At 65.6% G+C, this 26,992-nt stretch carries 27 protein-coding genes, 1 tRNA gene and 1 pseudogene; 19 read left to right on the forward strand and 10 right to left on the reverse strand.

The genetic code is table 11. The features are described from left to right. Positions 1 to 256: 256 nt before the first annotated feature. Positions 257 to 2,338: an ATP-dependent DNA helicase gene (locus ACPGXI_RS09765; RefSeq protein WP_526652261.1), complete on the reverse strand. Its 2,082-nt coding sequence runs from the start codon at positions 2,336 to 2,338 to the stop codon at positions 257 to 259. Positions 2,339 to 2,346: 8 nt separating this feature from the next. Next, a complete protein-coding gene (locus ACPGXI_RS09770; RefSeq protein ID WP_526652347.1) occupies positions 2,347 to 3,651 on the reverse strand; it encodes a nicotinate phosphoribosyltransferase in 1,305 nt (434 codons plus the stop codon). A gap of 108 nt (positions 3,652 to 3,759) precedes the next feature. Between ACPGXI_RS09770 and clpS the strand changes: the two genes are divergently transcribed. From clpS to rdgB, 11 genes are all read left to right on the forward strand, one after another. After that, positions 3,760 to 4,074, forward strand: a complete 315-nt coding sequence (clpS, locus tag ACPGXI_RS09775) for an ATP-dependent Clp protease adapter ClpS (RefSeq protein WP_526652263.1) — start codon at positions 3,760 to 3,762, stop codon at positions 4,072 to 4,074. Positions 4,075 to 4,081: 7 nt separating this feature from the next. Continuing rightward, complete coding sequence (aosR, locus tag ACPGXI_RS09780; protein ID WP_526652265.1) at positions 4,082 to 4,660, forward strand: oxidative stress transcriptional regulator AosR; 579 nt, start codon at positions 4,082 to 4,084, stop codon at positions 4,658 to 4,660. Further along, positions 4,657 to 5,679 carry a P1 family peptidase gene (locus tag ACPGXI_RS09785; protein ID WP_526652267.1) on the forward strand — a complete coding sequence of 341 codons (1,023 nt, stop codon included), beginning with the start codon at positions 4,657 to 4,659 and terminating at the stop codon, positions 5,677 to 5,679. The genes aosR and ACPGXI_RS09785 overlap by 4 nt, the downstream gene beginning before the upstream one ends. A 25-nt stretch (positions 5,680 to 5,704) precedes the next feature. Then, entirely contained in the window at positions 5,705 to 6,127 is a 423-nt protein-coding gene (locus ACPGXI_RS09790; RefSeq protein WP_526652268.1) for a M67 family metallopeptidase, read from the forward strand. 13 nt (positions 6,128 to 6,140) lie between these two features. Further along, on the forward strand, positions 6,141 to 6,434 hold the full coding sequence (locus ACPGXI_RS09795) for a MoaD/ThiS family protein (protein WP_526652270.1): 294 nt from the start codon (positions 6,141 to 6,143) through the stop codon (positions 6,432 to 6,434). Positions 6,435 to 6,492: 58 nt separating this feature from the next. Next, positions 6,493 to 7,467, forward strand: a complete 975-nt coding sequence (locus tag ACPGXI_RS09800; protein ID WP_526652272.1) for a cysteine synthase — start codon at positions 6,493 to 6,495, stop codon at positions 7,465 to 7,467. 67 nt (positions 7,468 to 7,534) lie between these two features. Beyond that, complete coding sequence (locus ACPGXI_RS09805) at positions 7,535 to 8,212, forward strand: rhomboid family intramembrane serine protease (protein ID WP_526652349.1); 678 nt, start codon at positions 7,535 to 7,537, stop codon at positions 8,210 to 8,212. Then, entirely contained in the window at positions 8,209 to 9,054 is an 846-nt protein-coding gene (gene murI / locus ACPGXI_RS09810) for a glutamate racemase (RefSeq protein WP_526652274.1), read from the forward strand. The genes ACPGXI_RS09805 and murI overlap by 4 nt, the downstream gene beginning before the upstream one ends. 21 nt (positions 9,055 to 9,075) lie before the next feature. Next, entirely contained in the window at positions 9,076 to 9,885 is an 810-nt protein-coding gene (locus ACPGXI_RS09815) for a cyclic nucleotide-degrading phosphodiesterase (protein ID WP_526652276.1), read from the forward strand. Between the two features lie 68 nt (positions 9,886 to 9,953). Then, entirely contained in the window at positions 9,954 to 10,736 is a 783-nt protein-coding gene (gene rph / locus ACPGXI_RS09820) for a ribonuclease PH (RefSeq protein WP_526652278.1), read from the forward strand. A gap of 5 nt (positions 10,737 to 10,741) precedes the next feature. Then, the gene (gene rdgB, locus ACPGXI_RS09825; RefSeq protein ID WP_526652280.1) at positions 10,742 to 11,350 is read left to right on the forward strand and encodes an RdgB/HAM1 family non-canonical purine NTP pyrophosphatase; all 609 of its coding nucleotides are present in this window, start codon (positions 10,742 to 10,744) and stop codon (positions 11,348 to 11,350) included. On the opposite strand, the pseudogene ACPGXI_RS09830 reads toward rdgB, so the two are convergent. The 3 genes and pseudogenes from ACPGXI_RS09830 to ACPGXI_RS09840 form a co-directional block, all read right to left on the reverse strand. Then, positions 11,347 to 12,480: pseudogene (locus tag ACPGXI_RS09830) on the reverse strand (acyltransferase family protein); the annotation flags it as partial. The gene rdgB and the pseudogene ACPGXI_RS09830 sit on opposite strands and share 4 nt — an antisense overlap. 19 nt (positions 12,481 to 12,499) lie before the next feature. Further along, positions 12,500 to 12,844, reverse strand: coding sequence for a DUF3817 domain-containing protein (locus ACPGXI_RS09835; RefSeq protein ID WP_526652282.1), 345 nt, complete (start codon positions 12,842 to 12,844; stop codon positions 12,500 to 12,502). A gap of 24 nt (positions 12,845 to 12,868) precedes the next feature. Next, the gene (locus tag ACPGXI_RS09840; protein ID WP_526652284.1) at positions 12,869 to 13,264 is read right to left on the reverse strand and encodes a hypothetical protein; all 396 of its coding nucleotides are present in this window, start codon (positions 13,262 to 13,264) and stop codon (positions 12,869 to 12,871) included. 250 nt (positions 13,265 to 13,514) lie between these two features. On the opposite strand from ACPGXI_RS09840, the gene ACPGXI_RS09845 reads away from it, so the two are divergent. The 8 genes from ACPGXI_RS09845 to ACPGXI_RS09880 all read left to right on the forward strand — a co-directional run bounded on the left by ACPGXI_RS09845 (position 13,515) and on the right by ACPGXI_RS09880 (position 20,917). After that, positions 13,515 to 14,354: an SH3-like domain-containing protein gene (locus tag ACPGXI_RS09845; RefSeq protein WP_526652286.1), complete on the forward strand. Its 840-nt coding sequence runs from the start codon at positions 13,515 to 13,517 to the stop codon at positions 14,352 to 14,354. Between the two features lie 44 nt (positions 14,355 to 14,398). Next, positions 14,399 to 15,115 carry a thiocyanate hydrolase subunit gamma gene (scnC, locus tag ACPGXI_RS09850; protein WP_526652288.1) on the forward strand — a complete coding sequence of 239 codons (717 nt, stop codon included), beginning with the start codon at positions 14,399 to 14,401 and terminating at the stop codon, positions 15,113 to 15,115. A 110-nt stretch (positions 15,116 to 15,225) separates the two neighbouring features. After that, positions 15,226 to 15,510 carry a thiocyanate hydrolase gene (locus tag ACPGXI_RS09855; protein ID WP_526652351.1) on the forward strand — a complete coding sequence of 95 codons (285 nt, stop codon included), beginning with the start codon at positions 15,226 to 15,228 and terminating at the stop codon, positions 15,508 to 15,510. A gap of 100 nt (positions 15,511 to 15,610) precedes the next feature. After that, positions 15,611 to 16,615 (forward strand): nitrilase-related carbon-nitrogen hydrolase, encoded by a 1,005-nt coding sequence (locus tag ACPGXI_RS09860; protein WP_526652290.1) that lies wholly within the window; start codon positions 15,611 to 15,613, stop codon positions 16,613 to 16,615. A gap of 39 nt (positions 16,616 to 16,654) precedes the next feature. Next, entirely contained in the window at positions 16,655 to 17,752 is a 1,098-nt protein-coding gene (locus ACPGXI_RS09865; protein WP_526652292.1) for a phenylacetaldoxime dehydratase family protein, read from the forward strand. Positions 17,753 to 17,985: 233 nt separating this feature from the next. Next, positions 17,986 to 19,653 carry an adenylate/guanylate cyclase domain-containing protein gene (locus tag ACPGXI_RS09870; protein ID WP_526652294.1) on the forward strand — a complete coding sequence of 556 codons (1,668 nt, stop codon included), beginning with the start codon at positions 17,986 to 17,988 and terminating at the stop codon, positions 19,651 to 19,653. Between the two features lie 115 nt (positions 19,654 to 19,768). Further along, positions 19,769 to 19,856, forward strand: a tRNA-Leu gene (locus tag ACPGXI_RS09875). Positions 19,857 to 20,029: 173 nt separating this feature from the next. Next, complete coding sequence (locus ACPGXI_RS09880; protein ID WP_526652296.1) at positions 20,030 to 20,917, forward strand: alpha/beta fold hydrolase; 888 nt, start codon at positions 20,030 to 20,032, stop codon at positions 20,915 to 20,917. A gap of 77 nt (positions 20,918 to 20,994) precedes the next feature. Here the strand turns inward: ACPGXI_RS09880 and ACPGXI_RS09885 are convergent, their stop codons facing one another. From ACPGXI_RS09885 to ACPGXI_RS09905, 5 genes are all read right to left on the reverse strand, one after another. Beyond that, entirely contained in the window at positions 20,995 to 21,987 is a 993-nt protein-coding gene (locus ACPGXI_RS09885; RefSeq protein WP_526652298.1) for an ABC transporter ATP-binding protein, read from the reverse strand. Between the two features lie 2 nt (positions 21,988 to 21,989). Beyond that, complete coding sequence (locus ACPGXI_RS09890; RefSeq protein WP_526652300.1) at positions 21,990 to 23,039, reverse strand: ABC transporter permease; 1,050 nt, start codon at positions 23,037 to 23,039, stop codon at positions 21,990 to 21,992. Between the two features lie 114 nt (positions 23,040 to 23,153). Further along, positions 23,154 to 25,010: a sulfatase-like hydrolase/transferase gene (locus ACPGXI_RS09895; RefSeq protein ID WP_526652302.1), complete on the reverse strand. Its 1,857-nt coding sequence runs from the start codon at positions 25,008 to 25,010 to the stop codon at positions 23,154 to 23,156. Further along, on the reverse strand, positions 25,007 to 25,453 hold the full coding sequence (locus tag ACPGXI_RS09900; protein WP_526652304.1) for an SRPBCC family protein: 447 nt from the start codon (positions 25,451 to 25,453) through the stop codon (positions 25,007 to 25,009). The genes ACPGXI_RS09895 and ACPGXI_RS09900 overlap by 4 nt, the downstream gene beginning before the upstream one ends. Positions 25,454 to 25,514: 61 nt before the next feature. Beyond that, positions 25,515 to 26,966 (reverse strand): adenylate/guanylate cyclase domain-containing protein, encoded by a 1,452-nt coding sequence (locus ACPGXI_RS09905; RefSeq protein WP_526652306.1) that lies wholly within the window; start codon positions 26,964 to 26,966, stop codon positions 25,515 to 25,517. Positions 26,967 to 26,992: the final 26 nt, after the last annotated feature.

Here is a 26,992-nt window from a genome sequence, read left to right on the forward strand (position 1 = left end):
CCACCCGGAAGGGGTCATCGAACACCGATACGGCGTTGCCCCGCAGCGTGGTTGAGCAGCCGGTGCCGATCAGGAGTGCAACCGTCGCGATCATCGCGCCAACAAGTTGTCTTCGGCTGATGGACGGACTCATGTACAGCGCCTTTCGGTATTCCCTGCGCGGCCCGGAGACAGGCACCGGAAACTGCCCTCCAGGATAGTGAACGTGGGATACAACGTGGGATGCCAACGTGGGATAAGTAGCCTGCCGGAATACCTACGCGCCTGCGTCCGGGGTGCGCAGCCGCAGAAGTGCCGCCCGGACCGACGCCCCGTCGGTAGTCGTCCAGAACGGGGGCAGGGACGCGCGCAGGAAACCGCTGTAGCGCGCTGTCGCCATCCGCGAGTCCAGTATGGCCACGACGCCGCGGTCATCGACGCGGCGCAGCAACCGGCCTGCCCCCTGGGCGAGTAGCAGTGCCGCGTGGCTGGCAGCTACGGCCATGAACCCGTTTCCGCCCCGTGCCGCGACGGCGCGCTGACGCGCGGTCAACAGCGGATCGTCCGGGCGCGGGAACGGAATCCGATCGATCAGCACGAGCGACAGGGAAGGGCCCGGAACGTCGACGCCCTGCCATAGCGAAAGCGTCCCGAACAGCGAGGTCCGGTCGTCCTGGGCGAAGCGTTGCACCAGGGCAGAGGTGCTGTCGTCGCCTTGGCAGAGCACCGGAGTGTCGAGCCGCTCCCGCATGGTCTCGGCGGCTGCCCTGGCCGCCCGCATGGAGGAGAACAGACCGAGCGTGCGGCCGTCCGCGGCAGTGATCAACGTGGCGATCTCATCCAGTTGCTCGGCGGACCCGGTGCCGTCGCGGCCTGGCGGGGGCAGATGGGCGGCCACGTAGAGGATAGCCGATTTCGCATGGTCGAACGGCGAGCCCACGTCGAGTCCGCGCCACGCTGCGTCGGTGGCCGGGGTCCCGGCGCCTCGCGGGTCTTCGGAGGCGTTGGAGTCCTCGGCGATTTCGTCGACCGGGTCCAGGCCCCAGGCCGAGGCCATCGCATCGAAGCTGCCGCCGATGGTCAGCGTCGCCGATGTCAGTACCGTCGTGGACCCTCCGAACAGACTGCTGCGCAACAGATTTGCTACTGAAAGTGGAGCGACGCGAAGTGTGTTGCGCCCTTCTGCGCCGGGCCGGGACGCGTCGAGGTGTTCGACCCATACGACATCGGATCGGTCCGGGATGGCCGGAACGAATGAGCTGAGGATCCTTGACGCGGTGTCGCTGACATCGGCGAGCGCTGTCACCGCTTCAGCGCGCGCGGCTGCGGTCTTGGGATCGTTGGGGGCGGTGTCGATCGCGCTCCGGGCTCGGCTCGCGGCATCGCGGAGCACCCTCAGGTGGCTTGCCATCTCCTCGTCGAGCACGTCGATGCGACCGCCGCGGGCGTCGAAGATCGCCGACGTGAACGTCGTCGCCGCTGCGTCCAGTCGCTGTGCGAGGTCAGGCGGGGCGACGCGGGCGGCACGACGCTGCGCGATGCCCAGCGCGGTCGCCGACAGCTCGGCGGTCGCCACGGCGGTGACCCGGTCCACCAACTCGTGCGCTTCGTCGATGATCAGCAGGTCGTGTTCGGGTAGCACGTTGGCGTCGCCGATGGAGTCGATGGCCAGCAATGCGTGGTTGGTCACGACCACATCGGCAGCCCCGGCTCGGTCGCGGGCGCGCTCGGCGAAACAGTCGGTGCCGAATGGGCAGCGGGACACGCCGATGCATTCCCGAGCTGACACGCTGACCTGCGACCATGACCGGTCGGCTACTCCGGGGGCCAAGTCGTCGCGGTCACCGGTTTCGGTGTCCGACGACCACGTGGTGAGCCGTTGCACGTCGCGCCCCAGCGCGCTGGCCGCGATCGGGGAGAAGAGTTCGTCCTGCGGGAGGTCCCCGGGTTCGGCTGGATTGTTTGCCGACCCGGCCTGAGACCCATTGTGGATCTTGTTGAGACACAGGTAGTTTCCCCGACCCTTGAGCAGTGCGAATTCAGGCCGGCGAGGAAGGGTTTCGGCCAGCGCGTCAGCGAGTCGGGGCAGATCCCGGCCGACGAGCTGGCGTTGCAGTGCGATCGTCGCTGTCGACACGACGACAGGACGGCTGTCACGCAGCGAGTGGGCGATCGCGGGCACCAGATAGGCCAACGATTTTCCGGTGCCCGTTCCAGCCTGGACGGCCAGATGTTCGCCGGTGTCGAAAGCATGGGCCACCGCCTCGGCCATTCTGATCTGGCCCGCGCGCCGGGCGCCGCCCAGCGCCGCCACCGACGTCGCCAGCAGTTGGGCGACTTGAGCTACCGGGGTATCCAACTCCGGGCTCAACCTTCGCCGTGGGTGGGGGCGATGATTCGGGTGGGAATCGCGGGGTCTCCCTTGGAGAGTTTCAGGCCATCCCAGGGCAGACCGACCAAACCCTGCCTGACACGTTCGCGTGCTGGTTGCAGGCTGAGGTCGGCGACGGGAGATCCTCCGCGCACCAATCCGACCGCAAGTGACCGGGAGACGAGTCCGGGCGGGGTGGGCGGCGGCTGGGCTGCTGGGTGGACGACCTCCTCGACGATGGTCCCCGACGTCTTGGCCAGCCGTTGAGCGCGTTTCCGTCCGCCGTGGGATTCTTTGTGGCTGCTCCGTTTCTCGACGGGGATGCCGTCGACTTCGACCAGCTTGTACACCATGCTCGCGGTCGGAGCGCCCGATCCGGTAACCACGGACGTGCCGACTCCGTAGCTGTCGACGGGTTCGGCGCGCAGCGCGGCGATCGCGAACTCGTCCAAGTCGCCCGAGACCACGATGCCGGTGTTCGTGGCGCCGAGGCTGTCCAGCTGTTGGCGTACCTGGGCGGCCAGCACGCCGAGGTCACCCGAGTCGATGCGCACGGACCCCAGTCGTGGGCCGGCGACCTCCACCGCGTTGGCGACCCCCGCGGTGATGTCGTAGGTGTCCACGAGAAGCGTCGTATCAACGCCCAGCGCAGCGACCTGAGCCCGGAACGCGGCCTTCTCCCAGTCCGAGGTCGACTGTCCGTCCGGTGTGTGTAGCAGGGTGAAGGCGTGCGCGCTCGTGCCTGTTGCGGGCACCCCGTAGCGGCGTTTGGCCTCCAGGTTGGATGTTGCGGTGAAACCGGCGATGTAGGCCGCGCGGGCCGCGGCGACAGCCGCCCCCTCGTGGGTGCGGCGCGACCCCATCTCTATCAAGGGTCGTCCGTGCGCGACACTGGCCATCCGGGCGGCGGCCGAGGCAATGGCGGTGTCGTGATTGATGATCGACAGCGCCAGCGTCTCGAGCAGCACGCATTCGCCGAAGGTTCCGTGTACGGACAGCACGGGTGACCCGGGAAAGTACAACTCACCCTCTGGATAGCCGTCGATGTCGCCGGTGAACTGGTACCCGGCCAGGTACTCGAGCGTGTCGCCGTCCAGGAAATCGGCGAGTGAGGCCAGCGCCGTCTCGTCGAACCTGAACTGTGCCAACGCTTCCACGAATCGGCCGGTACCGGCGACGATGCCGTAACGCCTGCCTGCTGGTAAGCGGCGGGCGAATACCTCGAATGTCGTGTGTCGGTGCGCGGAGCCGTCCCGCAGCGCTGCGGCGAGCATCGTCATTTCGTACTTGTCGGTGAGCATGGACACGGGCAGCCCCGGAGAGGAGGCCCCTGACGATCCGGTCACCGGCCCACCGTATCTGTTCGGAGCACCTTCATGGCATCATCGCGGCCCCGGTATTCTGGCCTTATGGCTACGCCGGCGAAGGCACTTCCGGGAACTCGCGAAGACCGCGACGTCGCCACCGTTCCCGAGGACGACGTCGCCACGGACGCCCCTTGGGTGACCCTGGTCTGGGACGATCCGGTGAACTTGATGACCTACGTGACCTACGTGCTGCAGAAGCTGTTCGGCTACAGCGAACCGCACGCGACGAAACTGATGCTGCAGGTGCACAACGACGGTAAGGCGGTGGTGTCGGCGGGCAGTCGGGAGTCGATGGAGGTTGACGTGTCCAAGCTGCACGCCGCAGGCTTGTGGGCGACTCTCCAACAGGACCGCTGAGAAGACTGTGCGTAAATGGAAGCGGGTGCAGGGCGTCGACGGCCCGCGGTTCCGCTCAGGACTGGCCGCCCATGAGGCCGAGTTGTTGAGCAGCCTGGTCACGTCCCTGCTCGGAATGCTCGAGGACCGTCAGTCGTCGGCACCGGTCGACGAACTCGCTGAGATCACCGGGATCAGAGCCGGTAATTCGGTTCCGCCGCAAGACGATACGATGAAGCGCCTGTTGCCTGACTTCTACCGACCGGCAACGGACGACCCCGCCCGGCCCGAGGCTGCGGACAGCCTCAACAGTGCGCTGCGCAATCTCCACGAGCCAGACATTATCGATGCGAAACATCAAGCGGCGCAACGGTTATTGGACACCATTCCGCAGGGTGGCGGAAAGTTCGAACTGTCCGAGGACGACGCTCAAGCCTGGGCCGCGGGCGTCAACGATGTCCGGCTGGCATTGGGCACGATGCTCGACATCGGCCCCGACGGGCCTGATCGACTACCGGCAGAGCATCCGATGGCCGGACATCTCGACGTATATCAGTGGCTGACGGTGTTGCAGGAGTACCTGGTGCTGAGCTTGTCGGGCCGATGAGCGGCTCGCTCACCGATGTGGGTGGCATCCGCGTCGGCCACCACCAGAAGATCGATACCGACGCGAAGTTGGGTACTGGCTGGGCGACCGGAACGACGGTCGTGCTGACGCCACCCGGGACGGCGGGCGCGGTCGACTGCCGCGGCGGCGCTCCGGGAACGCGGGAGACCGACCTGCTGGATCCGAGCAACTCGGTGCGCAATGTCGACGCGGTGGTGCTCTCCGGCGGCAGCGCGTTCGGGCTCGCCGCAGCCGACGGCGTGATGACCTGGCTTGAACAGTATGAACGCGGTGTCGCGATGGTCGGCGGGGTGGTGCCGATCGTTCCCGCAGCGGTGATCTTCGACCTGCCGGTCGGGGGCTGGCAGTGTCGGCCGGACGCGGAGTTCGGCTATCTCGCGGCTGAGGGCGCGGGCACCGATGTGGGGATCGGCACCATCGGAGCGGGCGTCGGCGCGCGGGCCGGGGTGTTGAAGGGGGGCGTGGGAACCGCCTCGGTGAGGCTCGACTCCGGTGTGACGGTCGGTGCGCTCGTCGTGGTCAACTCGGCCGGCGACGTCGTCGATCGCGGCACCGGACTGCCGTGGCTCGCATATCAGATTGAGGAGTTCGGGCTGGTCCGACCGCCGGCGGATCAGTTGGCCGCCTATGCCGAGCGCCGTGGCGAGCTCAGCCCGTTGAACACCACCATCGCCGTGGTCGCCACCGACGCCGCACTCAGCCCGTCCGGCTGTCGCCGGGTGGCGGTGGCCGCGCACGACGGACTGGCCCGCACCATCCGCCCGTGCCATACCCCGGTGGACGGCGATACCGTGTTCGCGCTGGCCACCGGTGCTGTCGAGGTGAATCCAAGCCCGAACACCCCGGCGTCGATGTCACCAGAAGTGCCGCTCATCACCGCTGTTGGTGCGGCCGCCGCGGATTGTCTGGCCCAAGCCGTGCTCGTCGGAGTGCTGGCCGCTGACGAGGTTGCCGGAATACCGACATACCGTGGCCTGTTGCCGGGAGCGTTCCAGTGATCGGTGAAAGTCCTCGACGGAAGGGATGTGCGCGGTGCTCGTGATCCGAGCTGACTTGGTCGAGGCGATGGTCGGCCATGCGCGCGCCGACCATCCGGACGAGGCCTGCGGCGTGATCGCGGGACCCGAGGGGTCCGACCGTCCCGAGAGGTTCATCGCCATGCTCAACGCGGAACGTTCGCCGACCTTCTACCGATTCGACTCCGGGGAGCAGCTGAAGGTGTGGCGCGGTTTCGAGGAAGCAGAAGAAGCGCCCATCGTGATCTATCACTCGCACACCGCGACCGAGGCCTACCCGAGCCGCACCGATATCTCCTATGCCTCCGAACCCAACGCGCATTACGTGCTGGTATCCACCCGCGACGTCGACGAACACGAGTTGCGCAGTTTCCGCATCGTGGACGGCGTCGTCACCGAAGAGTCCGTCAAGATCGTCGAGCAGTACTGATAAGAGAGAACCTGTGTCTGATTCAGCCAATGTCACCGTGTCGATCCCGACCATCCTGCGCGTCCATACCGGCGGGGAGAAACGAGTCACCGCGTCCGGTGCCACGTTGCAGGAGGTCATCACAGACCTGAACGAAAACTACTCAGGCATCGCCGAACGGTTGGTCGACTCCGCCAATCCCGGCAAGCTGCAGCGCTTCGTCAACATCTACGTCAACGACGAGGATGTGCGGTTCTCCGGTGGTCTGGAGACTGAGATATCCGAGGGAGACTCGGTCACGATCCTGCCCGCCGTCGCGGGAGGGTGAGTACGCCGGCAGGTGAGTATGGAGTCCGATGACATGCAGTCCGATGACATGCAGTCCGATGACTAGGTACGACTCGCTGCTCAAGGCGCTGGGTGACACACCGCTGGTAGGGCTGCAGCGGCTCTCGCCCTCCTGGAACGGAGGGGGTGGGGGCGCACCTCACGTCCGGCTGTGGGCCAAGCTGGAGGACCGCAACCCGACCGGGTCCATCAAAGACCGGCCCGCTCTGCGGATGATCGAGGACGCCGAACGCAGCGGACTCTTGCAGGCCGGGGCCACCATCCTGGAACCTACCAGCGGCAATACCGGCATCTCCTTGGCGATGGCGGCGCTACTCAAGGGTTACCAGATGGTTTGCGTCATGCCGGAGAACACCTCGATCGAACGGCGTCAACTGTTGGAGCTCTACGGTGCCCGGATCATCTTCTCGCCGGCAGAGGGCGGCTCCAATACGGCGGTCGCCCAGGCCAAAGAGATTGCCGCAGAACATCCTTCGTGGGTGATGCTGTATCAGTACGGCAACGAGTCCAATGCCGCAGCGCACTACGACGGTACCGGGCCGGAGTTGCTGGCCGACCTGCCTGAGATCACGCATTTCGTCGCAGGCCTGGGCACGACCGGCACCCTGATGGGCACCGGTCGCTACTTGCGGGAGCACGTCCCCGGGGTCCAGATCGTCGCGGCCGAGCCCCGGTACGGCGAGGGTGTCTACGCGCTGCGCAACATCGACGAGGGCTTTATCCCCGAGCTCTACGACCCTGACGTCCTGACCACCCGCTACTCGGTCGGTTCGTTCGATGCGATCAAGCGCACCCGTGAGTTGGTTCAGGTCGAGGGCATCTTCGCCGGCGTCTCGACCGGGGCCATTCTGCACGCCGCGTTGGCGATGGCCGACAAGTCGGCCAGGGCCGGAAAGCGGGCCGATATCGCGTTCGTCGTGTGCGATGCGGGATGGAAGTATCTGTCGACCGGTGCATACGCCGGTAGCCTGGATGACGCGGAGGATGCGCTGGAAGGGCAGCTATGGGCATGAGGGTGTCGGGCATGAGGGTGTCGCGCGTGAGGTGTCGCGCGTGAGTCTGCCGGGCGGCTATCCCGGCATGGCCGGGCCGCCGGCGGAGCCGAAGAAGCGCCCGGCCTGGGTCGTGGGTGCTGCGACGGTCGCTTCGTTCGTCGTCCTGCTCTGGCTGATCGAACTCTTCGATGCCCTGACCGGACATCGACTCGACAGCAACGGAATCCGTCCGCTGGAGACCGATGGCCTGACCGGCATCCTGGTGGCGCCGTTGCTGCACTCGAATTGGGAACATCTGATCGCCAACACCGGTCCGGCTCTGGTGCTCGGGTTTCTGATGACCCTGGCGGGCTTGTCCCGATTCATCTACGCCACCGCGATCATCTGGATTCTCGGCGGACTCGGCACCTGGCTGATCGGCAACGTCGGAGCGCCCAGCTACAACGGAGTTGTGGTCGAGACGAACCACATCGGTGCATCCGGCCTGATCTTCGGCTGGTTGACGTTCCTGATCGTGTTCGGATTCTTCACCCGCAAGGTCTGGGAGATCGTCGTCGGCGTGGTCGTGCTGGTGATCTACGGCAGCATTCTGCTCGGGGTGCTGCCGGGGACGTTCGGCGTCTCATGGCAGGGCCACCTCTGCGGCGCGATCGCCGGCGTGCTGGCCGCCTACGTGCTGTCGGGGCCCGAGCGCAAGGCGCGGGAATCCCAGCGGGTTACGGCCGGGCCGGGCAACCCAAGTCCGCCGTACCTGGCTTCGTGACCTCGAAGGCGAACTCGTTGCAGGCTCCGATCGGGATCTTCGATTCCGGTGTGGGCGGGCTGACCGTCGCGCGGGCCGTGATCGACCAGTTGCCCGACGAGGACATCATCTACGTCGGTGACACCGGCAACGGACCGTACGGGCCCCTGACCGTTCCGGAGATCCGGGCCCATGCCCTGGCGATCGGTGACGACCTCGCCGGCCGGGGGATCAAGGCGTTGGTGATTGCCTGCAACACGGCGTCCTCGGCCTGTCTGCGCGACGCGCGGGAGCGGTACGCGCCGGTACCCGTCGTCGAGGTGATCCTGCCGGCGGTGCGGCGCGCGGTCCGATCCACCCGCAACGGGCGGGTCGGGGTGATCGGAACGGCTGCCACGATCGCCTCCGGTACCTACCAGGACGCATTCGCCGCCGCGCGGGACATCGAGGTGTTCGCGGTGGCGTGTCCGCGCTTCGTCGATTTCGTGGAGCGGGGCGTCACCAGCGGCCGACAGGTGCTGGGCTTGGCCGAGGGATATCTGGAACCGTTGCAACGCGCCGAGGTAGACACCCTGGTGCTCGGCTGCACGCACTATCCGATGCTGTCGGGCCTGATCCAGCTGGCGATGGGCGACGAGGTGAGTTTGGTGTCCAGCGCCGAGGAGACCGCGAAGGACTTGCTGCGTGTTCTCACCGAGAACGACCTGCTCAGGCCACATCCCGGTCCGGTGGCGCCGCCGCCGAAGCGAGTGTTCGAAGCCACCGGCGATCCCGACGCGTTCCCCGCTCTGGCAGCACGATTTCTCGGCCCTGGTCTGGACGGTATTCGACCTGTTCAGCGTCATCTGGGCGGGCAACCATGATGTTGGTCCCCGAAACCGGCCATGTCTTTCTCATGTTGTTGCTGGGCATGGCAAGCTAGGGGCGTGCGAATCACCGTACTAGGTTGCTCCGGCAGTGTGGTCGGGCCGGATTCGCCTGCGTCGGGCTATCTGGTAACTGCCCCCGACACGCCGCCACTGGTGCTCGACTTCGGCGGCGGCGTACTCGGAGCCCTTCAGCGTCACGCCAACCCGAATTCCGTGCACGTGTTGCTCTCGCATCTGCACGCCGATCACTGCCTGGATTTGCCCGGACTCTTCGTTTGGCGGCGCTACCATCCGACGCCGGCACCGGAGCGGGGCGTCGTCTACGGCCCGGCCAACACCTGGGCGCGACTGGGCGCGGCGTCCTCGCCGGAGGGCGGCGAGATCGACGACTTCACCGATATCTTCGAGATTCGGCACTGGGTGGACGACCAGCCCGTGGAGATCGGTTCGTTGACGGTGTCGCCGCGGCTGATGCTCCATCCGACCGAGTCCTACGGGATGCGCATCACCGATCCCTCAGGTGCGACGCTCGTTTACAGCGGCGACAGCGGCTACTGCGACGCCCTGATCGAACTCGCCACCGACGCCGATGTCTTTCTGTGTGAAGCATCGTGGACACATTCGCCATCGCGGCCCCCCAATTTGCACCTTTCGGGAACCGAAGCTGGGCGGGTCGCCGCCCGCGCCGGTGTTTCCGAACTCCTGCTGACCCACATCCCGCCGTGGACGTCGCGCGAGGATGTGATCAGCGAGGCGAAGGCCGAATTCGACGGTCCCGTGCATGCTGTGGTCTGCAATGAGGCTTTCGAGGTCACGCGCTCCTGAGCGCGCCGGCTACGCACGCTCGCCAACCGTGGCCCGGAGCCGGCCGGGTTACCCGTTAGTGTTGGCCCGTGTCCAGACGAGAAGACGGCAGGCTCGACGACGAACTGCGCCCGGTCACCATCACGCGCGGCTTCACCTCTCACCCCGCGGGGTCGGTGCTGGTGGAGTTCGGCCAGACCCGGGTGATGTGCACCGCGAGTGTCACCGAGGGTGTGCCCCGCTGGCGTAAAGGTTCCGGGCAGGGCTGGCTGACCGCCGAGTACGCGATGCTGCCGGCCGCCACCCACGAGCGCTCGGGCCGAGAGTCGGTCAAGGGACGCGTGGGTGGGCGCACCCAGGAGATCAGTCGACTGGTCGGCAGGTCGCTTCGCGCCTGCATCGATCTGGCCGCGCTGGGTGAGAACACCATCGCGATCGATTGCGACGTGCTGCAGGCCGACGGCGGAACCCGCACCGCGGCCATCACCGGTGCCTACGTGGCGCTGGCCGACGCGGTGACCTACCTGTCCGCGGTCGGCCGCCTGTCGGACCCTCGCCCGCTGTCCTGCGCCATCGCCGCGGTGAGCGTCGGTGTCGTCGACGGCCGCATCCGTGTCGATTTGCCCTACACCGAGGACTCCAGGGCCGAGGTCGACATGAACGTTGTGGTCACCGATACCGGTACGTTCGTCGAGATCCAGGGCACCGGAGAAGGCGCGACGTTTCCGCGGTCGACGCTGGACAAGATGCTCGACGCCGCAATGACGTCGTGCGATCTGCTGTTCGAGGTTCAGCGTCAGGCATTGGAGCTGCCCTATCCGGGCGAGCTGCCCGAGTCGGGTGAGCCCGCGAAGAAGGCGTTCGGAAGCTGACGTCGATGTCCACGCTGCTGGTGGCCAGCCGCAACCCGAAGAAGTTGGCCGAACTGCGCCGGGTGTTGGACACCGCGGGAGCATCGGTCCTGACATTGGTGTCGCTGGACGACGTGGCGCCGTTCGACGAGGCGCCCGAAACAGGGTTGACCTTCGAGGAGAACGCTCTGGCCAAAGCCCGCGACGCTTTCGCGGCCACCGGCGTGCCCGTGGTGGCCGACGATTCCGGGCTCCAGGTCGACGCGCTCAACGGAATGCCGGGGGTGCTCAGCGCGCGTTGGTCAGGACGGCACGGCGACGACGCCGCGAATACCGCCTTGCTCCTGGCACAGCTTCGCGACGTTGCCGACGAGCACCGCGGCGCCGCTTTCGTGTCGGCGTGCGCGTTCGTCTACGGTCCATCACCGACTGATTCCGTAGTGGTCCGCGGTGAGTGGCCGGGCAGCATCGTGCGCGAACTCCGCGGTGACGCTGGATTCGGTTACGACCCGGTGTTCCTACCGGCAGGTTCGGCGAGGACCGCGGCAGAGCTCAGCCCGCAGGAGAAGGATGCGGCATCGCATCGGGGGCGTGCGCTGGCAGCACTGGTGCCGTCGTTGCGGGCGGTCCTCTGAGGTCTCGTCACCCGGTGCAGCGCCCAGGCGGCCGGAATCGTCAGGACCAGCGTTGCGGCGATCAGTACGGGCATCGACCCGGTGAACAGTGGCCAGCCCAGCACAAGATGCATCACCAGCGCCATGGCGGCGGAGTGCAGCAGAAAGATTTCATAGGAGATCTCGCCCAGCCAGACCATCGCCGGGCTGGCCAGTAGCCGCCGATACCAGCCCCGGTCGCCCAGTGCCAGGGGCGCGACCGCCAACGTCGCGATCGCCCCGTACAGCAGCGACTTCGCCACCGGCACCCACGCCGGGTCCGGGCCGAGGATGGCCCCTCCAATCGGCGTGGACACCACCAGATAGAGGGCCACTGCCAGGGGGATCGCCACTGCTGCGGCGCACCGGGTGCCGAGGGTCTGCAGCACCGCCAGTGCCATGCCGCCGGCGAACCAGGCGATATGGGCGGGCAGCCACATGCCTGCCGAGCTGGGCAGCACAGCATCGGAGGCGGTGATGACGATGAGGATGAGCCAGACGGGAGTCACCGCGGCGAGCGCGGCCAGCCCCGCGAGCATGCGTCCGGGCCGCCACCGACCACGGCACAGCAGGTAGGCCAGCGCGGGAAGGGTGACGTAGAAAGCCACCTCGACCGCCATGCTCCACATCTGCGAGAGACCGGGGTGCAGCAGCGTCGTCAAGTAGCTGTCGGTGTAGATCTGGGTGAAGCTCAGATAGCGGAGCAACCCGTGCCACGTCTGTCCGGGGTTGGGTCCTGGCGTGAAGACCGTGTAGATCGCGAACGTCGCCAACACCGCCAGCACGTAGGCCGGTAGCACGCGTCGACAACGGTGGCGGGCGTAGCGGCTCAGCGAGGGCGGCGGGTCACCTGTGGCTTTCGCGCGCACCCATGGCCGGAACAGCAGGAAACCGGACAGCACGAAGAAAATCGCGACGCCGATCTCCAGGCGCGCGTAGACCGCACCGAGGTATCCGTGGTTGAGGTAGCCGGTCGCGAACGCCGCGTGGGTGGCGACGACGAGAAGCGCGGCGACGGCGCGAAGACCGGTGAGAGCAGGGACTCGGGATGATGTCGCGGTCAGATCTGGCGCCGGGGCAGCACCGCGGCGCACCCCGGGACTTGTGGACACCACGCCAAGTATAGCGAGCTCAGAGGCCGAACTGCGTCTTGATGTTCTGGGTCTGGAAGTGCTCGACGATGATGCCTACCAGCGGGATGGTTCCGGCGAGCAGCACGCCGACGGTCTTGGCGATCGGCCAGCGGACCTTGACCGCGAGGTTGGCGGTGAACAACAGGTAGACGAAGTACACCCACCCGTGCACGACCGCGATCCAGCCCAGCGAATCGTCGTTGAAGGCGTACTTCATCACCATCTCGTAGCACAGGGCGATCAACCACAGGCCTGTCGCCCAGGCCAGCACCCGATAGCCCAGCAACGCCTTGCGGATGTTCTCGACGGGTGTGATGGGCGAGGGGGAGTCAGGTGAGCTCACGTACCGCTGCCTTTCGGTTTCATATCAGTCTTGCTTCGCCGCGGAATCATCACCGTCAGCCTTGGCAAGTTCAGCCAGGTAGGCGTTGTACTCACGCAACGTCTGGTCGCCGGTATGGGTCGGGTCGCCGGTATGGGTTGCCGGTCTTGGCCGTTCGGGAAGCAACCCCGCGGGGATCTCGCTGATGGTCTGCTGCGAACGAGGCTCGGGTGGGGTTTCTTCATAGCGGACGAACTTGTAGTAGGCGTACACGCAGAAACCGGCGAACAGCGGCCACTGGAAGGCGTAACCGAGATTCTGGAAGCTGCCTGATGTCGATTCGAATCGTTCCCACTGCCACCATGCCAAGGCGAGGCAGCCGCCGGTGGCGCCGGCCACCAACAGAATGAGCGCCGGCCTCCTACGCCGCGTAGTGGACACCGCTCAACGGTACCGCGTTGCTATCGGAGAGGGTCGACACCGATGCTTGCCTGTATCGCTTTGACCCAATTTTGAACTCCGGTATCGAAATTTCAACTCCGGTAAGGGAAGAAGCGTAACTTGGGCGATGGACCGCAGGTGCACCTTTATGATGCGCGCGCAGGTGCACCTTCATGGTGCGTCGCCAACGTTCAACTCGGCGCACCTGCCGGGGATACGAACTACGAGGTAGGTATCGGGGTAGGTATTGATGAGCACCGCCGCGGAACGGGCTGAGCAGCTGGCGTTGGTTTCCAGACTCAAGGTCACCTATCCAGAGGTTGCGGAATGGCCGATGCCCGATGAGGTGACCCATGATCATTATCTGGCCTACCTGAAGACCAGCCACGATGTCGGTGGCGAGTTGGATGTGCCGAATACCTATGAGAACAAGGAAGAAGAGCAGTGGGAGCTGATGACCTACGTGCTCTGCGAAGCTCTCGGCTGGCGAGGCATCTGGGTTTCCGAGGAACGCCGGCGCTTGGGCAACGTCGATGTCGGGCGAGCGATCTATCTGGGCCTTCCCTATTACACCCGCTGGCTGTGGGCCGTGGGCCGGCTGCTCATCGAGAAGGGGCACCTCAGCTGGGGCGAGTTGACCGACCGGCTGGCCGAGGTTCAGGCCCGCTATGCCGGCGGACTCGAAGGACGGACTCCGGAGGCTGAGCCCAAGTTCGAAGGTGACGGCTCGAAGGTCAAACGCAACAGCCACCACCTCGACGCGGTCGGAATCGGTGATCCGCAGATCTTCGCGGGGAAGGCCGGCCCGGCGAAGTTCAAGGTCGGCGATCGAGTGAAGGTGCGTGAACTGCCCGCGCTGTATTACACCCGGACCCCGGAGTACGCCCGCGGGGCCGAGGGCATGATCGCCGAGGTTACTTATGAGAGTCCGGCGCCGGAGGACGAGACCTGGGATCATGAAGGCGCCAAGCCGGAGTGGTTCTACATCGTGCGGTTCAACCAGGCCGAACTATGGGACTCCTACACCGGGCCCGACAACGACACCCTGCAGACCGAGATCCCCGAGCGCTGGCTGGATTTCGCCGGCTGATTCCGACGGCCACCTTCTTGTCTCGAAAGGAAGCCCAACCAGCTATGTCTGATCACGATCACGATCACGATCACGATCACGATCGCACCGTCAAGCCGATGGTCGAAGAGATCACCGACTTCGAGGTCCTCGAGATCGCGCTGCGCGAGTTGTGTATCGAGAAGGGCCTTTTCACCGCCGACGAGCACCGAGTGTTCACCGAGTACGCAGAGCAGATCGGCCAGACGCCCGCGGCCCGACTGGTGGCCAAGGCATGGCTGGACCCGGAGTTCAAGGAACTGGCGCTCTCCGATGCCAACGCCGCCAGTAGGGAAGTAGGGGTCGACTGGCTGGAACCCACCGGCTTCGGCACACCTAGTGACTTCGTCGCCTTCAAGATCCTGGAGAACACCCCGAGGATTCACCATGTGATCGTCTGCGCGTTGTGCTCGTGCTATCCGCGGCCCATTCTCGGCAACTCACCGGAGTGGTATCGGACCCCGAACTATCGACGTCGGATCGTGCGGTGGCCACGGCAGGTGCTCTCCGAGTTCGGCCTTGCGTTGCCGGAGGGCGTCGAAGTGCGGGTGGAGGACTCCAACCAGAAGCACCGTTTCATGGTCATGCCAATGCGTCCCGGGGGCACGGAGGGCTGGACCGAGGACCAGTTGGCCGAGATCATCACCCGCGACTGCCTGATCGGCGTGGCCCTGCCCAAGCCCGGCGTGACGAGCAACATCATCACCAAGACCCGTCCGGCCATCCGACCGATCGCCGAGTGACTGACGTGGAGAACCAGAACCGCCGCGCCTCAAAGGAATCGCGCTCAGCGGAGCGCATCGGCGCCGGTGTGCTCGAGCAGATCGTGGAGCGCAATCAAGTGTGGCCGGTCATGGCGGCGAAGTACGGTGTCGAGAACCCGCTGCCGCCGTGGAAGACCAGTCTGGACGGCGTGTGCGATGCTCTCGACCGCTCCTGCAGCGGCCGAGAAATCAACTTCACGTTCAAAGAACGCCGTGATGAGGAAGATGCGCTATCTGCCACCAAGTACGCCGGACTGCCCTATCCGGAGAACCAGTTGGTGGCACTAGCGCACTCGCTGCTGGACCGTGGCGTCATCGACGAGGAAGAGCTGCTCGCGCGCCTTACCAGCATCCGGGCCAGGCTGGAAGCCTGAGTGTGCTGCGATTCCGGTGCTGTCTCGCAACTGTGACTGATCGGCACGCGCGCAGGGAACGCCCACCTCACGCCCAGTTGGCGAAGGAGTTCAGCAGGCAATGAACGACCAGAACGTGAAAGTCGCAGTCGTTCAAGCAGGCTCGATTCTTGGCGATACCTCCGCAACGATCGACAAACTCGAAGTGTTCACCGCCGAAGCCGCCGCAGCAGGTGCGCGGTTGGTCCTCTTCCCCGAAGCTTTTCTGGGCGGCTACCCTCGCGGCGAGACTTTCGGAGCCAAAGTCGGCTCACGGACCGCCGAAGGGCGCGAGGCCTACCGTCGATATTGGGAAGGTGCCATTGACGTTCCCGGCGACGAGGTTCGGCGCCTGGCGGAGATCGCGTCGGCCAATCGGCTTTACCTGATCACCGGTGTTCTGGAACGGGACGGCGGGACGATCTACTGCACGGTGCTGTTCTTCGGCCCGGACGGTGCGCTACTCGGTAAGCACCGCAAGCTCATGCCGACCGCTGCGGAGCGGGTCATCTGGGGGTACGGTGACGGCTCCACGATGCCGGTATTCGACACCGGCATCGGCAAGGTCGGCGCGGTCATCTGCTGGGAGAACTACATGCCTCTCCTGCGATTTCACATGTATGCGCAAGGAATTCAGATCTACCTGGCGCCGACTGCCGACAATCGCCCCGAGTGGGCGCCGTCGATGCAGCACATCGCGCAGGAAGGACGCTGTTTCGTGCTGGCGTGCAACCAGTTCACGAAGTTGGCTGATTACCCGCAGTCCCATCCAAGGCCCGGGGGCGCGGGCCCAGACACCGTGATGTCCAACGGCGGCAGTTGTATCGTCGCACCGAGTGGCCAGTTCTTGGTTCCGCCCGCAAAGGACGGCGAGCAGATTCTTTACGCCGATCTCGACTTCGGGGAGATCGCCCGTTGGAAATTCGATTTCGATGTCGTCGGCCATTACTCGCGGCCGGACGTCTTCGAACTCCATGTTGACACGGACCCCAAGCCGGTAGTGAAGGCCACCAGGTCGCCGGCCGGGGTATCCCACGCACTGCCGGCGCCAGGCTCGGAGGGCATCAGGGATGGCGGATGTGAATGAACCACCGGGGCAATCGGTTCCACACCTCACCCTGACCTCATGCATTGGCCCCGCAACGAACACGGGACCCAGGAGTTGGCGATGAAGACATTCCACCCGACTTACGAGCGGGTCCTCAGGGCTCGACGACCGCAGGACTTCGCCCCGCCTTCGGTGCGGTACTCGCTTCGGTGGCGCCGCCCGGTGCCCGAGTTGGTCGCTGACTGGTTCGGCCTGCAAGGCCCACAACCCGGGGGTGTCGCGTCACAACACTTCGTGGCGCACATGCGCGACGCCTTTTCGGATCCGTGCCCGCCCGAGGCATTCGAGGTAATGGTCTGCTCACGCGACGAGGCGGGTCAGGCCGCGACGATCGTGGTCGGCTACTGGACCTCGACCCTGGCGCACGCCACCTGGTCGCGCAACTCCCGGTGGGCGCGCTGGTGGCATTCGGAGGACCCGCGCGCCGACGGTGTCGGTTACTGGCGTGAAACGCTCATCTGTCCCTACGATCGCCATGAAACCATCTACTCGCAAGATTCCTATCGGATTGGTCTGGGGCGCACCCCCGGCACCGACATCGTTCAGATCACCGACAACGGATACCCCGGGGCGGCCCGAGATCGTTTCCCGATCACCGCCGTCGAGGACATTGCATCGCCGTTGGGCGTCGCTGTTCGCTACGACGAATCGATCAACCCGCAGGGGCGTCGCGTCTTCGTGCTGAACCCGCTCAATACGCTGGTGATGCGATCGGGGCAGTTCTGGCATGATTCCGAACCTGAGCAAGCCCAGGACTACGAGTCGGCGCTGCGCCCAAAACTCGACCGTGGGATGGACTACCTCGCCGCGCAACCCGACACCGGGTGCATCTACCTGCGGCAAATGACCAACGTCGACACAGATTTCGGACAGCGGCGCGAGACGTCGGTGTACGCCGCCTTCCAGGACTACGCGGGTCTGGAGTCGTGGGCGGCCGACCACCCGACCCATCACGCCATCTATGGGCATCAGGTCGCGATGGGACACAAGTACGGCGCGCGCCGCGATGTCATCACCTGGCACGAGGCGTTCGCTCTGCCGGCCAACAATCGCTTCGAATACATCAACTGTGCGCCGGGTACCGGGATGACCCGTGTCGGTCCGACCTGTGCATGATGTCCGGCGGCAGCACCTACCGGCGACCGTTAGCCGGCCACTCAACCTGCAACAGTTGGCAACCCCGACGATCCGGCAATGTTTGTCTACGAGTTGTTTATCCTGACCTTGACCAGAACAACGACGACCAGAACAACGACGACCAGAACAACGACGACCAGAACAACGACGACCAGAACAACGACGAGACCCTGAGACGTACCCCAGACTACTGAGCTGAGGTGGCCGCCACCGTGGCGAGGCGCAGATCGACCCCGCATCGGATTAAGCGGATACTGACGCTCATCAGCGGCCGACTGCCCGACACACCTGAGTTCGGATCTCGGCTGTGGGACTCCGCCGCAGCAGGCCGCCGCCGCCGACGCATACTCGCCGGATTCGTCGCGTTCATAGCGCTCGGTGACGTGATCGGCATTGCGGTGTTCTGGCTCATCGTGGCCGTAGCCGTCCCAGAACCCAATATCTTCAGCCAGGCACCGGCGTGGCTGACCTTCGGCGTCGCCCCGGGCTACGCAGTGGGCGCTATCGTCGTCGGCGTCATCTGGGTCAAACGACGGCTCTCCGAGGCGGTGGGCTGGTCAATCCAGGGACGCCCGCCGACCCGCGCAGATCAGAGCAATACCCTCCTGGCGCCGTGGCACCTGGCCCGAATTCATCTTCTTCTATGGGGTGTCGGCGCAGCGCTGCTGACCACGCTCTACGGGTTGGTCGATATTAACTTCATTCCCAAGGTGTTGTTCAGCATCGGTTTCACCGGGGTCATGACGGCGACGAACTGCTACCTGATCACCGAGTTCGCGCTGAGACCGGCCGCAGCACAAGCCATCGCGGCCGGGCACCCGCCAGGGTGGTTGACCATCGGCGTCATGGGCCGACTCATGACCGTGTGGATCCTGGGCTCGGGGATACCCGTTTTGGGAATCGCGCTGTCCAGCGTCGTCAGCCTGAATTTGCACATCGACACCCGCCACCAATTCGTCGTCGGGCAGCTGGTCCTGGCCACCGTCGCGCTGATCTTCGGGTTCACCCTGATGTGGATTGTCACCTGGCTCACCACCAGCCCCCTACAGGGGGTCCGGGCCGCCTTGAAACGTGTGGAACAGGGTGATCTGAGCACCGATCTGGTGGTGTTCGACGGAACCGAACTCGGCGAATTGCAGCACGGGTTCAACTCCATGGTGCAGGGCCTACGAGAACGCGAACGAGTGCGCGACCTGTTCGGCCGCCATGTCGGGCGTAAGGTAGCCGCCGACGCCGAGCAACAACGCATCGCGTTGGGCGGAGAAGAGTGCCATACGGCCGTGTTATTCGTCGATGTAGAGGGCTCCACCACGTTGGCCGCCACCCATCCACCTTTGGAAGTGGTGGAACTGCTGAACCGGTTTTTCGCGGTTATTGTCGACGAGGTCGACCGCCATCAGGGATCGCTCAACAAATTCGTCGGTGATGCCGCACTTGCGGTGTTCGGCGCACCCACGCACTTGCAACAACCCGAGGAAAATGCGCTCGCGGCAGCGCGGACCATTTCGCGCCGCCTCAGCGACGAGGTCCCTGAGTGCGCAGCCGGGGTAGGTGTGGCGGCGGGCACCGTCGTGGCCGGAAACGTCGGCGCGCGGGAGCGCTTCGAGTACACCGTCATCGGCGATCCGGTCAACGAAGCGGCACGGCTGAGCGACATGGCCAAACTCACGCTCGGTCGGTTACTCGCCTCCGAGATTGCGGTCAATGCCGCCAGTGAGGACGAGCGCGAGCAATGGGTACTCGGCGACGAGGTGGTGCTCCTCGGTCGCCCCACTCCGACGCGACTGGCCGCCCCGGCCGTCCCCGGTTGGGGAAAGACCGGTCCGAAGAGTTTTCTTGGGCGCAAACTCGAAGAAATGATCAGATACGCAACTCCCTGATTCACCACACCCTGATTCACCACACCCGGACATGCCACACCCGGACATGCCACGTATTGAAATGCCGGCCACTGATATGCGAGCGCTATCGATCGCGCGCTACGATCAGCACGCTGCGGGCGTGGCGAAATTGGCGATACGCGCGGGCTTTAGGTGCCCGTGTTCGAAAGAACGTGTGGGTTCGAGTCCCACCGCCCGCACCATCGCGCCAGGTCGCGCACGCGCGCGCACTCTTGCGGTAGCACGCCGCATTGAACCTGTGTGATCCCGCTCACTGTTCGCCGTTCGGAACGGCCTGCCCACAGCACGTCAATTTCGAGGCCGCCGTCTGTAACCATGGGGCATCTGATCCGCCGGAACCGGGGAGCCCCCACGCATGAACGATATGAAGTTTCTGGAGTTGCACGGCGACCGCGTCGCCTACCGCGATGTCGGCAACGGCGACGAAGTCGTTCTGCTGATTCACGGGATGGCGGGAAGTTCCGAGACCTGGCGAGCGGTGATACCCCAGCTGTCGCGGAAATACCGTGTCGTCGCGCCGGACCTGCTGGGGCACGGTCAATCCGCCAAGCCCAGGAGCGACTACTCCCTCGGCGCATTCGCGGTGTGGTTGCGGGACTTGCTCGACGAGCTTGGCATCGCGCGGGTGACAATCGTCGGTCAATCGCTCGGTGGTGGCGTGGCCATGCAGTTCGTCTACCAACATCCCGATTATTGCGGGCGCCTGGTGTTGGTCAGCAGCGGCGGCCTCGGTCCGGACGTGGGCCGGACTCTTCGCCTGCTGTCAGCGCCGGGAGCCGAGTTGATCATGCCGATCATTGCGCCGCAATCGGTGGTACGGGCCGGCAATAAGCTTCGCGCCTGGCTGTCTGCGGCCAGCATTCAATCTCCGCGCGGCGCTGAGATGTGGAGTTCCTATTCATCGCTGGCGGATCAGCAGACCCGCCAGGCCTTCCTGCGCACGCTTCGGTCGGTGGTCGATTACCACGGGCAGGCGGTGAGCGCCTTGAATCGTCTGCACCTGACATCCGAGCTGCCCACCATGGTCATCTGGGGCGACCAGGATCGCATCATTCCCGTCGAGCACGGCTACGCCCTGCGCCAGGCACGCCCGGAATGCCGGCTCGAGGTACTCCCCGGCGTGGGCCATTTCCCGCAAGTCGAGCGGTCCAGCGATGTCGTGGACCTACTCGACGACTTCATCGTCACGACGAGCCGGCCGACCCTCGCGGCCTCGCCGATTGCCGATCCGCTGCCCCGGTAAGGGGCATTGGCACCCCTGCCCCGGTAAGGGGCATTGACACACCCGCCCCGGTACCGGGCATTGACCGCCGGTGCGCGTCAGTCCACCGACAACGGGCGATGCTCGATGAGTTCGCGCAGCCCGCCGGTGCCGAGTCGCTCACGGAATGCCTGCACTGTGTAGCCGATCACCATCGCGTCGGTTCTTGCCCGCACCGTCGCGTTGCGCGGCAGGTGAAACAGCGGACCGATTTCACCGAAGTAGTCACCCTCGCTGGCTACCTTGAGCAGTTCCTCTTCGCCATCGGCCAATTCGCGCACCATCTCGACCTCGCCCTCGGCCACGACATAGATCAGGTCGCCCATCGTGCCCTGCTCGAAGAGCACTTCCTCGGCCTCCAACTCCACCGTCTGGGGCTCGCGGTCGGTGGACGCAAACTCCGGTACCAGCTCGACGATACGATCGGCCAACGGCAGGATCCTGCTGTCGTGAGTGGCGACGACGACCATCCGGTCACCGGTGGCGAGTTCGCGGATCAACCGAAGCACCTCTTCGACCTGGATGAAGTCCAGATGCGCCGTCGGCTCGTCGGCCAGCACGAGGGGCGGATCCAGGGCTATTGCCCGCGCGACCGCGACGCGCTGTTGCTGCCCTCCACTCAGATCGCCGGGATGGTGGGCCATCCGGTCCTTCAGGCCAACGCGCGTCAGCAGTTCCTCGGCCTTTTTCCGCGCCTCGCGGCGGGGGATGCCGGCCGCAGTCATCGGCACCATCACGTTCTCCAGCGCGGTCAGGCTGGGCACCAGGTTGAACGCCTGAAAAACGATGCCCACCGTGTCGCGCCGGTAGGTGGAGAGTTCGGCGGTGTCCAGCGAGGTGACCTCGACGTCGCCGAACTTGATCGCCCCGGCGTGCGGATGCAGGATTCCGCCCAGGCAGGACAGCAATGTGGTCTTCCCGCAACCGCTGGGGCCCAACAGAATCACCAGCGAGCCGGCGGCCACGTCGAGGTTGAAGTCATCGATCGGCCGGACTGCTTGTCCGCCCATGGTGTACTCGACCACCAGATTCTGGATGGACAGATCGCCCACGATTAGGGACCTCCGAATGCTAGCGCGGGATCGACGGACACCGCGCGGTGAAGTCCGGTGGCGCTGGCCGCCAGACCGATCACGACGGCGATCACAGGTAGCGCCACGAAGGCCTCCCCGGGGACGATGACCTGCATCGGGAACAGCGGTGCCAGCAGCTTCGACAACCCGACGCCGACGAGGGCGGCCAGCAGTGCCACGATGACCGACTGCATGGCCAGACCTGCGGCGACGTTGCGGGTGGGGACGCCGATGGCCTTGAACACCGCGAAGTCGCGTAATCGCTCGAGCGCGGAGAGGTAAATCACCGAACCCACGATCAACGCTGCCACGATCCACAGGAGAACCGCCACGATCGTGATCGCATCGACGGCCACCTTGAGCGGTCGCAGCAGATCGGCGATCGCGCCGTCTCGGTCGAAGGACTGATAGCCCTCGGGAACCTCATTGAGATTGCCGCGGATACCGATCGAGGAGACCAGCGGCTGACCGCCGTACACCAGTTCCTGGGCGCCGGCGGTGGTCAAGAAAATGTTGGGCAGGTTGGCCAGCGCGGTGGAGTTCTCCACGATGCCGACGACGCGCAGCTTGGTCGATGCGATTTCGATGTCGTCGCCCACCTGGCGTCCGAGCGTACTCGAGACTGCGACCTCGTCAGGTGTTGACGGCGCCCGCCCCTCCGAGGTGACCGGCATGCCCGGGCCGCGCTCGGGTGCGCCGAACAAGTCGGCATTGCGCGTCTTGTCACCCTCGGTGATGGTGCCGCCGGCGTAGGCCAACGGAGCTGCCGCGACGACGCCGGGGGCGGCGACGATCCGCCCGAGTTCGGTCGGCGCGAACGGCGTCGCTCCGACGAAGGGGCCGGACGCACCTTCTTTGACCAGGTACATGTCGACGCCGATCGCGTCGACGGTCCGTTCGGCCTCCACCCGGAAGCCGTTCGCGAGCCCGGTGAGTACCAGCGTCATCGCAAAAATGATGGCGGTACTGAGGACGGCTATCACAAAGCGCCGTTTGCGCCACTGCATGTCGCGCAGCGCGGCGATGAGCATGCCCGCGAGATTACCTGACCTGCGGGCCGCGGTGTCGGGGTGGTCGTCGCTGCCGGGTTCCGGGTGGAGAAGCTGCCGGGCTCTGGGGGCAGAACCCGCCTGCCGAGCCGTGATTCAGTCCGGCCGCCGGCTTTGCCCCAGTAGTTCCCGCACCGCGCGCATCGGCGCCCATCGTGACGATGTGCGCGGAGGTCGGCGGACCGCGTACGGCCAGGGTTGGTTCCGTTCGGGAACGGATTCCGCGCGTTCGGATTTGAGTTGTGTTCGCAGGTGAGCGCGTAGGTCGTGAAGGTCGGGATCGGTCCAGCGGTTGACTGATTCAACCGCGTCGTCGGTGAGATCGTAGAGTTCCCACTGATCATCGAGCGGGTCGCTGCGGTATGTCTGGCCACCCATCCCGTCGGCGGCCAGATGCCGCACTCCCGGCTCGGTCCACGTGCCGGGGTCGTCGAATGTGCGCACCAGTTTCCACAGATGCCCGAGGCCGCCGGCCGCGGCGGATTCGTTCACGCGCAGAATCAATCCTTCGAAATTGGCTGCCGTGTGGGCTGGAATTCGGATACGCAGTGGTGCAGGTGGATTCGAAGTCAGCTTCAACGCGCGTGCCAATCCGGAGGCGCCGGTATCGCCCTCCAGCATGTTGTCGCGGGTCATCAAGTACACGGCGCGACTGTCGTCGGCCGGTGCGCCGTCGATCACCGGCATCAGGTCGCGCCCAGGCAGCGGGTGCACCTCCGAGAAAGACTTGCCCAGTTCGGCAGCAACCGCGTCGACGTCGATGCCCGCGGCCGACAACAGCGTCGGCACCAGGTCGACATGTGAGGTTGGCGCCGTCACGGTGCGCGCCGGCGTCGGGTGTTGTCCAACCCTGGCGATGACGAAGGGCACCCTGGTCGCCTCGTCGTAGAGGTTGAACCATTTCTGATGGAGCCCGCCATGGGCGCCGAGCAGGTCGCCATGGTCGGCAGTGCGCACCAGAACCGTGTCATCGGGCCCACCGTCTGCTCCGCTGTTCGTCGAACCCTCGGTGACCGCACGGCGCACCCGGTCGATCGGGGAGTCGACTTCGGCGTGCAACCGGTAGTAGAGATCCCGGTACCGCTGAGCGTTGCGTTTGTAGGTGCGGGCAACCGCCCGTGCTGGACCGTAACCGGAGTAATAGGCCTCCCGGAAGGCGATCTGGGCGGCCGGCTTGGTGGAGAGATCCTCTTCCTCGGTGGGTGCGGGCGGGATAGGAGGCGGGTCCAGGGGCGACGGCTGCATCGGGTTACGCCGCACCCAGGCCGGGAACAGCACGATGTCATGGGGGTTGACGAAGCTGGCCACCAGCAGGAACGGACGTAGCGCGGTGGCATCCCCAGCCCGGCGCCGCGCGTATCGGTCCTCGAGCCAGGTAACCACACGGTCGGCGATCAGCGGGTCGCGACGGATTCCGGCGTCGGCGAGCTTTGCTCCGTGCGGCTCCGGGCCCACCCAGCCCGAGAAGCCATAGGGGTCAAGCGGATCGGCATCCAGGTAGCGGCGCACCGCGTCAGCATCGACGGCCCCGCGCTCATCGTTGGTGGCCAGGGACTCTCCGGTGGCCGGGTCGGTGAGGTCGGCGTGGGTGATATGCCACTTACCGTCGTAGTGGGTGTCATAGCCGGCCGCGCGAAACCAGTTGCCGAGCGTGGGGACCTCGCCACGGCGTAACCAGCGCAGCCGAGAATCGTCGTAGGCCTTGCCGATGCCGTCGGTCTGGGTGACGCCGTGCAGATCCGGATATTGGCCGGTGAAGATGGTCGGGCGGCTGGGCACGCAGGCCAGCGAGCCGGTGTAATGACGGACGAAACTGACACCGTGCTCGTCAAACCACCCTCTGCCGCGCAGCGTTTCGTCACGCCAGGCGCTGACCGGCTCGGTTTCGTAGGGTGGGGCGGCGCGTTCCTCATCGGTCATCACGATGACGATGTCGGGCTGGTCAGCGCTCATGTCTTCCTCTCAAGGTGGGTCGCCAGCGAGTTCAGCAAGGGCTCGGATCGCTTCGCGATCACGCGCGCGCCGACACGTTCGACGATCGGGCGGAGTGCACGGGGCCGGATTCGGACGGTGCTGGTGAGCGTCACGGTGGTCCGGCCCTGGTCGTCGGGACTCAGATTCCACCGGTTCGACGCCGACAACATCGGGGGCAACCCGGAGATGTCGTAGGCGAGCAATCGTTGCGGGGCGAACGCCGTGATCGTTTCGACCAACGTGTCTCGGCCCACCTGCACCCGCCGGGTCATGCCGATCGGGTCCGTGTCTTCACCGGTGTTGATGACGCACGAGTGATCGATGCCCTCGGCCCACGAACTCAGGGATCCGAAATCGGCCAGTACCGCCCAGATAGATCCAGGGCTGGCGGCGATTGTTCGGGAGCGGCTGACATCGGCCATCTCCCCATCCAACTCTGTCTGGCGCCGGGCCGCCAGGTCAGGTCCGGCGCACGGCCGGCAATCACGAGATCGGCACATAGATCTCGGTACTGTCGGATCTCCCGCGCAGGGTGGTCTGCCCACGGGGTTTCCAACATGCACGCTCAGCGTGCTGCGACCGTGCCATCGCCGCACCGGAACACAGCGCTCTGCCGTCGAATTCCTTGGCACGGTCGGCTAATCGCGCCGCTTCGTTCACCGCGTTGCCGATCACGGTGTACTCGTAGCGGTTCTCGGCGCCGATGTTCCCGGCGAACACGGGACCCGCCGATACTCCGATACCGAAGTCCACCGGAAGGCGGCGCAATTCCGCGGCCAGCGCGCGCGCCGCCGACAGCGCCGCCGATGCGGGCTCGGGGATGCTCAGCGGGGCGCCGAACACCGCCAGTGCCGCATCTCCCTGGAACTTGTTGATCAGGCCGTGTCGCTTGTCGACGGCCGCGACCACGATTTGGAAGAAATCGTTGAGCAGGCGCGCGATCTCGTGGGGTTCGTGGGCGATCGCCAGTTGGGTCGAATCCACCAGGTCGACGAACAGGACCGCCACATCGCGTTCATCGCCCGACGGTGATTCGTTCTGTTCGACGGCGCGCCGGGCAACTTCCTCGCCCACGTGACGCCCAAAGAGGTCGCGCAGTCGGTCGCGTTCCCGCAGTCCTGCGACCATTGAGTTGAAGCCCGCTTGCAGTCGGCCGATTTCAGACCATTCGTAGACATCGATGGTCTGGTTGATGAGGCCCTTCTCGACGTCGGCCATGGCCTTGACCACCTGGTGGACCGGGTCGGAAATCGACATCGACACCACGATCGTCGCCCGGAGCCCAAGCACCACCGCGACCAGCGCCAATACCAGAAGCGCGAGTTCTGTCCGGGTGGAGTCCTCGAGCAGCCAGCCGTTGGACCGCATGACCAGCAGCATGGCGATCGCCAACCCGGGCAGCGCTGTGCACACCGTCCACATCAGGAGAAGCCGGGCACGCACCCCCGGTGCGACCGGGTGCCTCAGGTCGACCGGCACGCCGGCCAGCAGCGGGCGAAGTGTTCGCAGCGTGAACAGGAATCCGGTGCACACATTGGCGATGGCACCGAACAGTATCGCCGAAACGATGACGGTGAGGACCGCCGGATCCGCGTCGAGGTTGAGCGGCACCAGGACTGCCGCGGCCAGGGCCCACGGCGCGACCGTGATGGCCGACTGTCGCCGGGTCGTCTTGGTCGCCGAGCTGAGCTGGGCGTCGGTAGGTGTCAGCCCCGCGCTCACCCACTGGAGCGACGGCGCGATGATCAGCGCCGCGGCCGTGGCCACCGCGATGGTGCCGACGACGCTGAGCGCCACGAGGGCAATGACGTTGCCTGGCGTGACGACGCTGGGGCCGATCAGCGAGACTACGATCGCGACTACTTCGGCCACTGTCAGCACGTAGGCCGAGGTGAGACCCGCAGCGTAGCGGATGAGCAGGCGGCGCGGCCTCACCCGCCGAAGGTAACATTCAGCGACGA

The organism is Mycobacterium sp., from assembly GCF_049608025.1.
Classification (GTDB): Bacteria; Actinomycetota; Actinomycetes; order Mycobacteriales; family Mycobacteriaceae; genus Mycobacterium.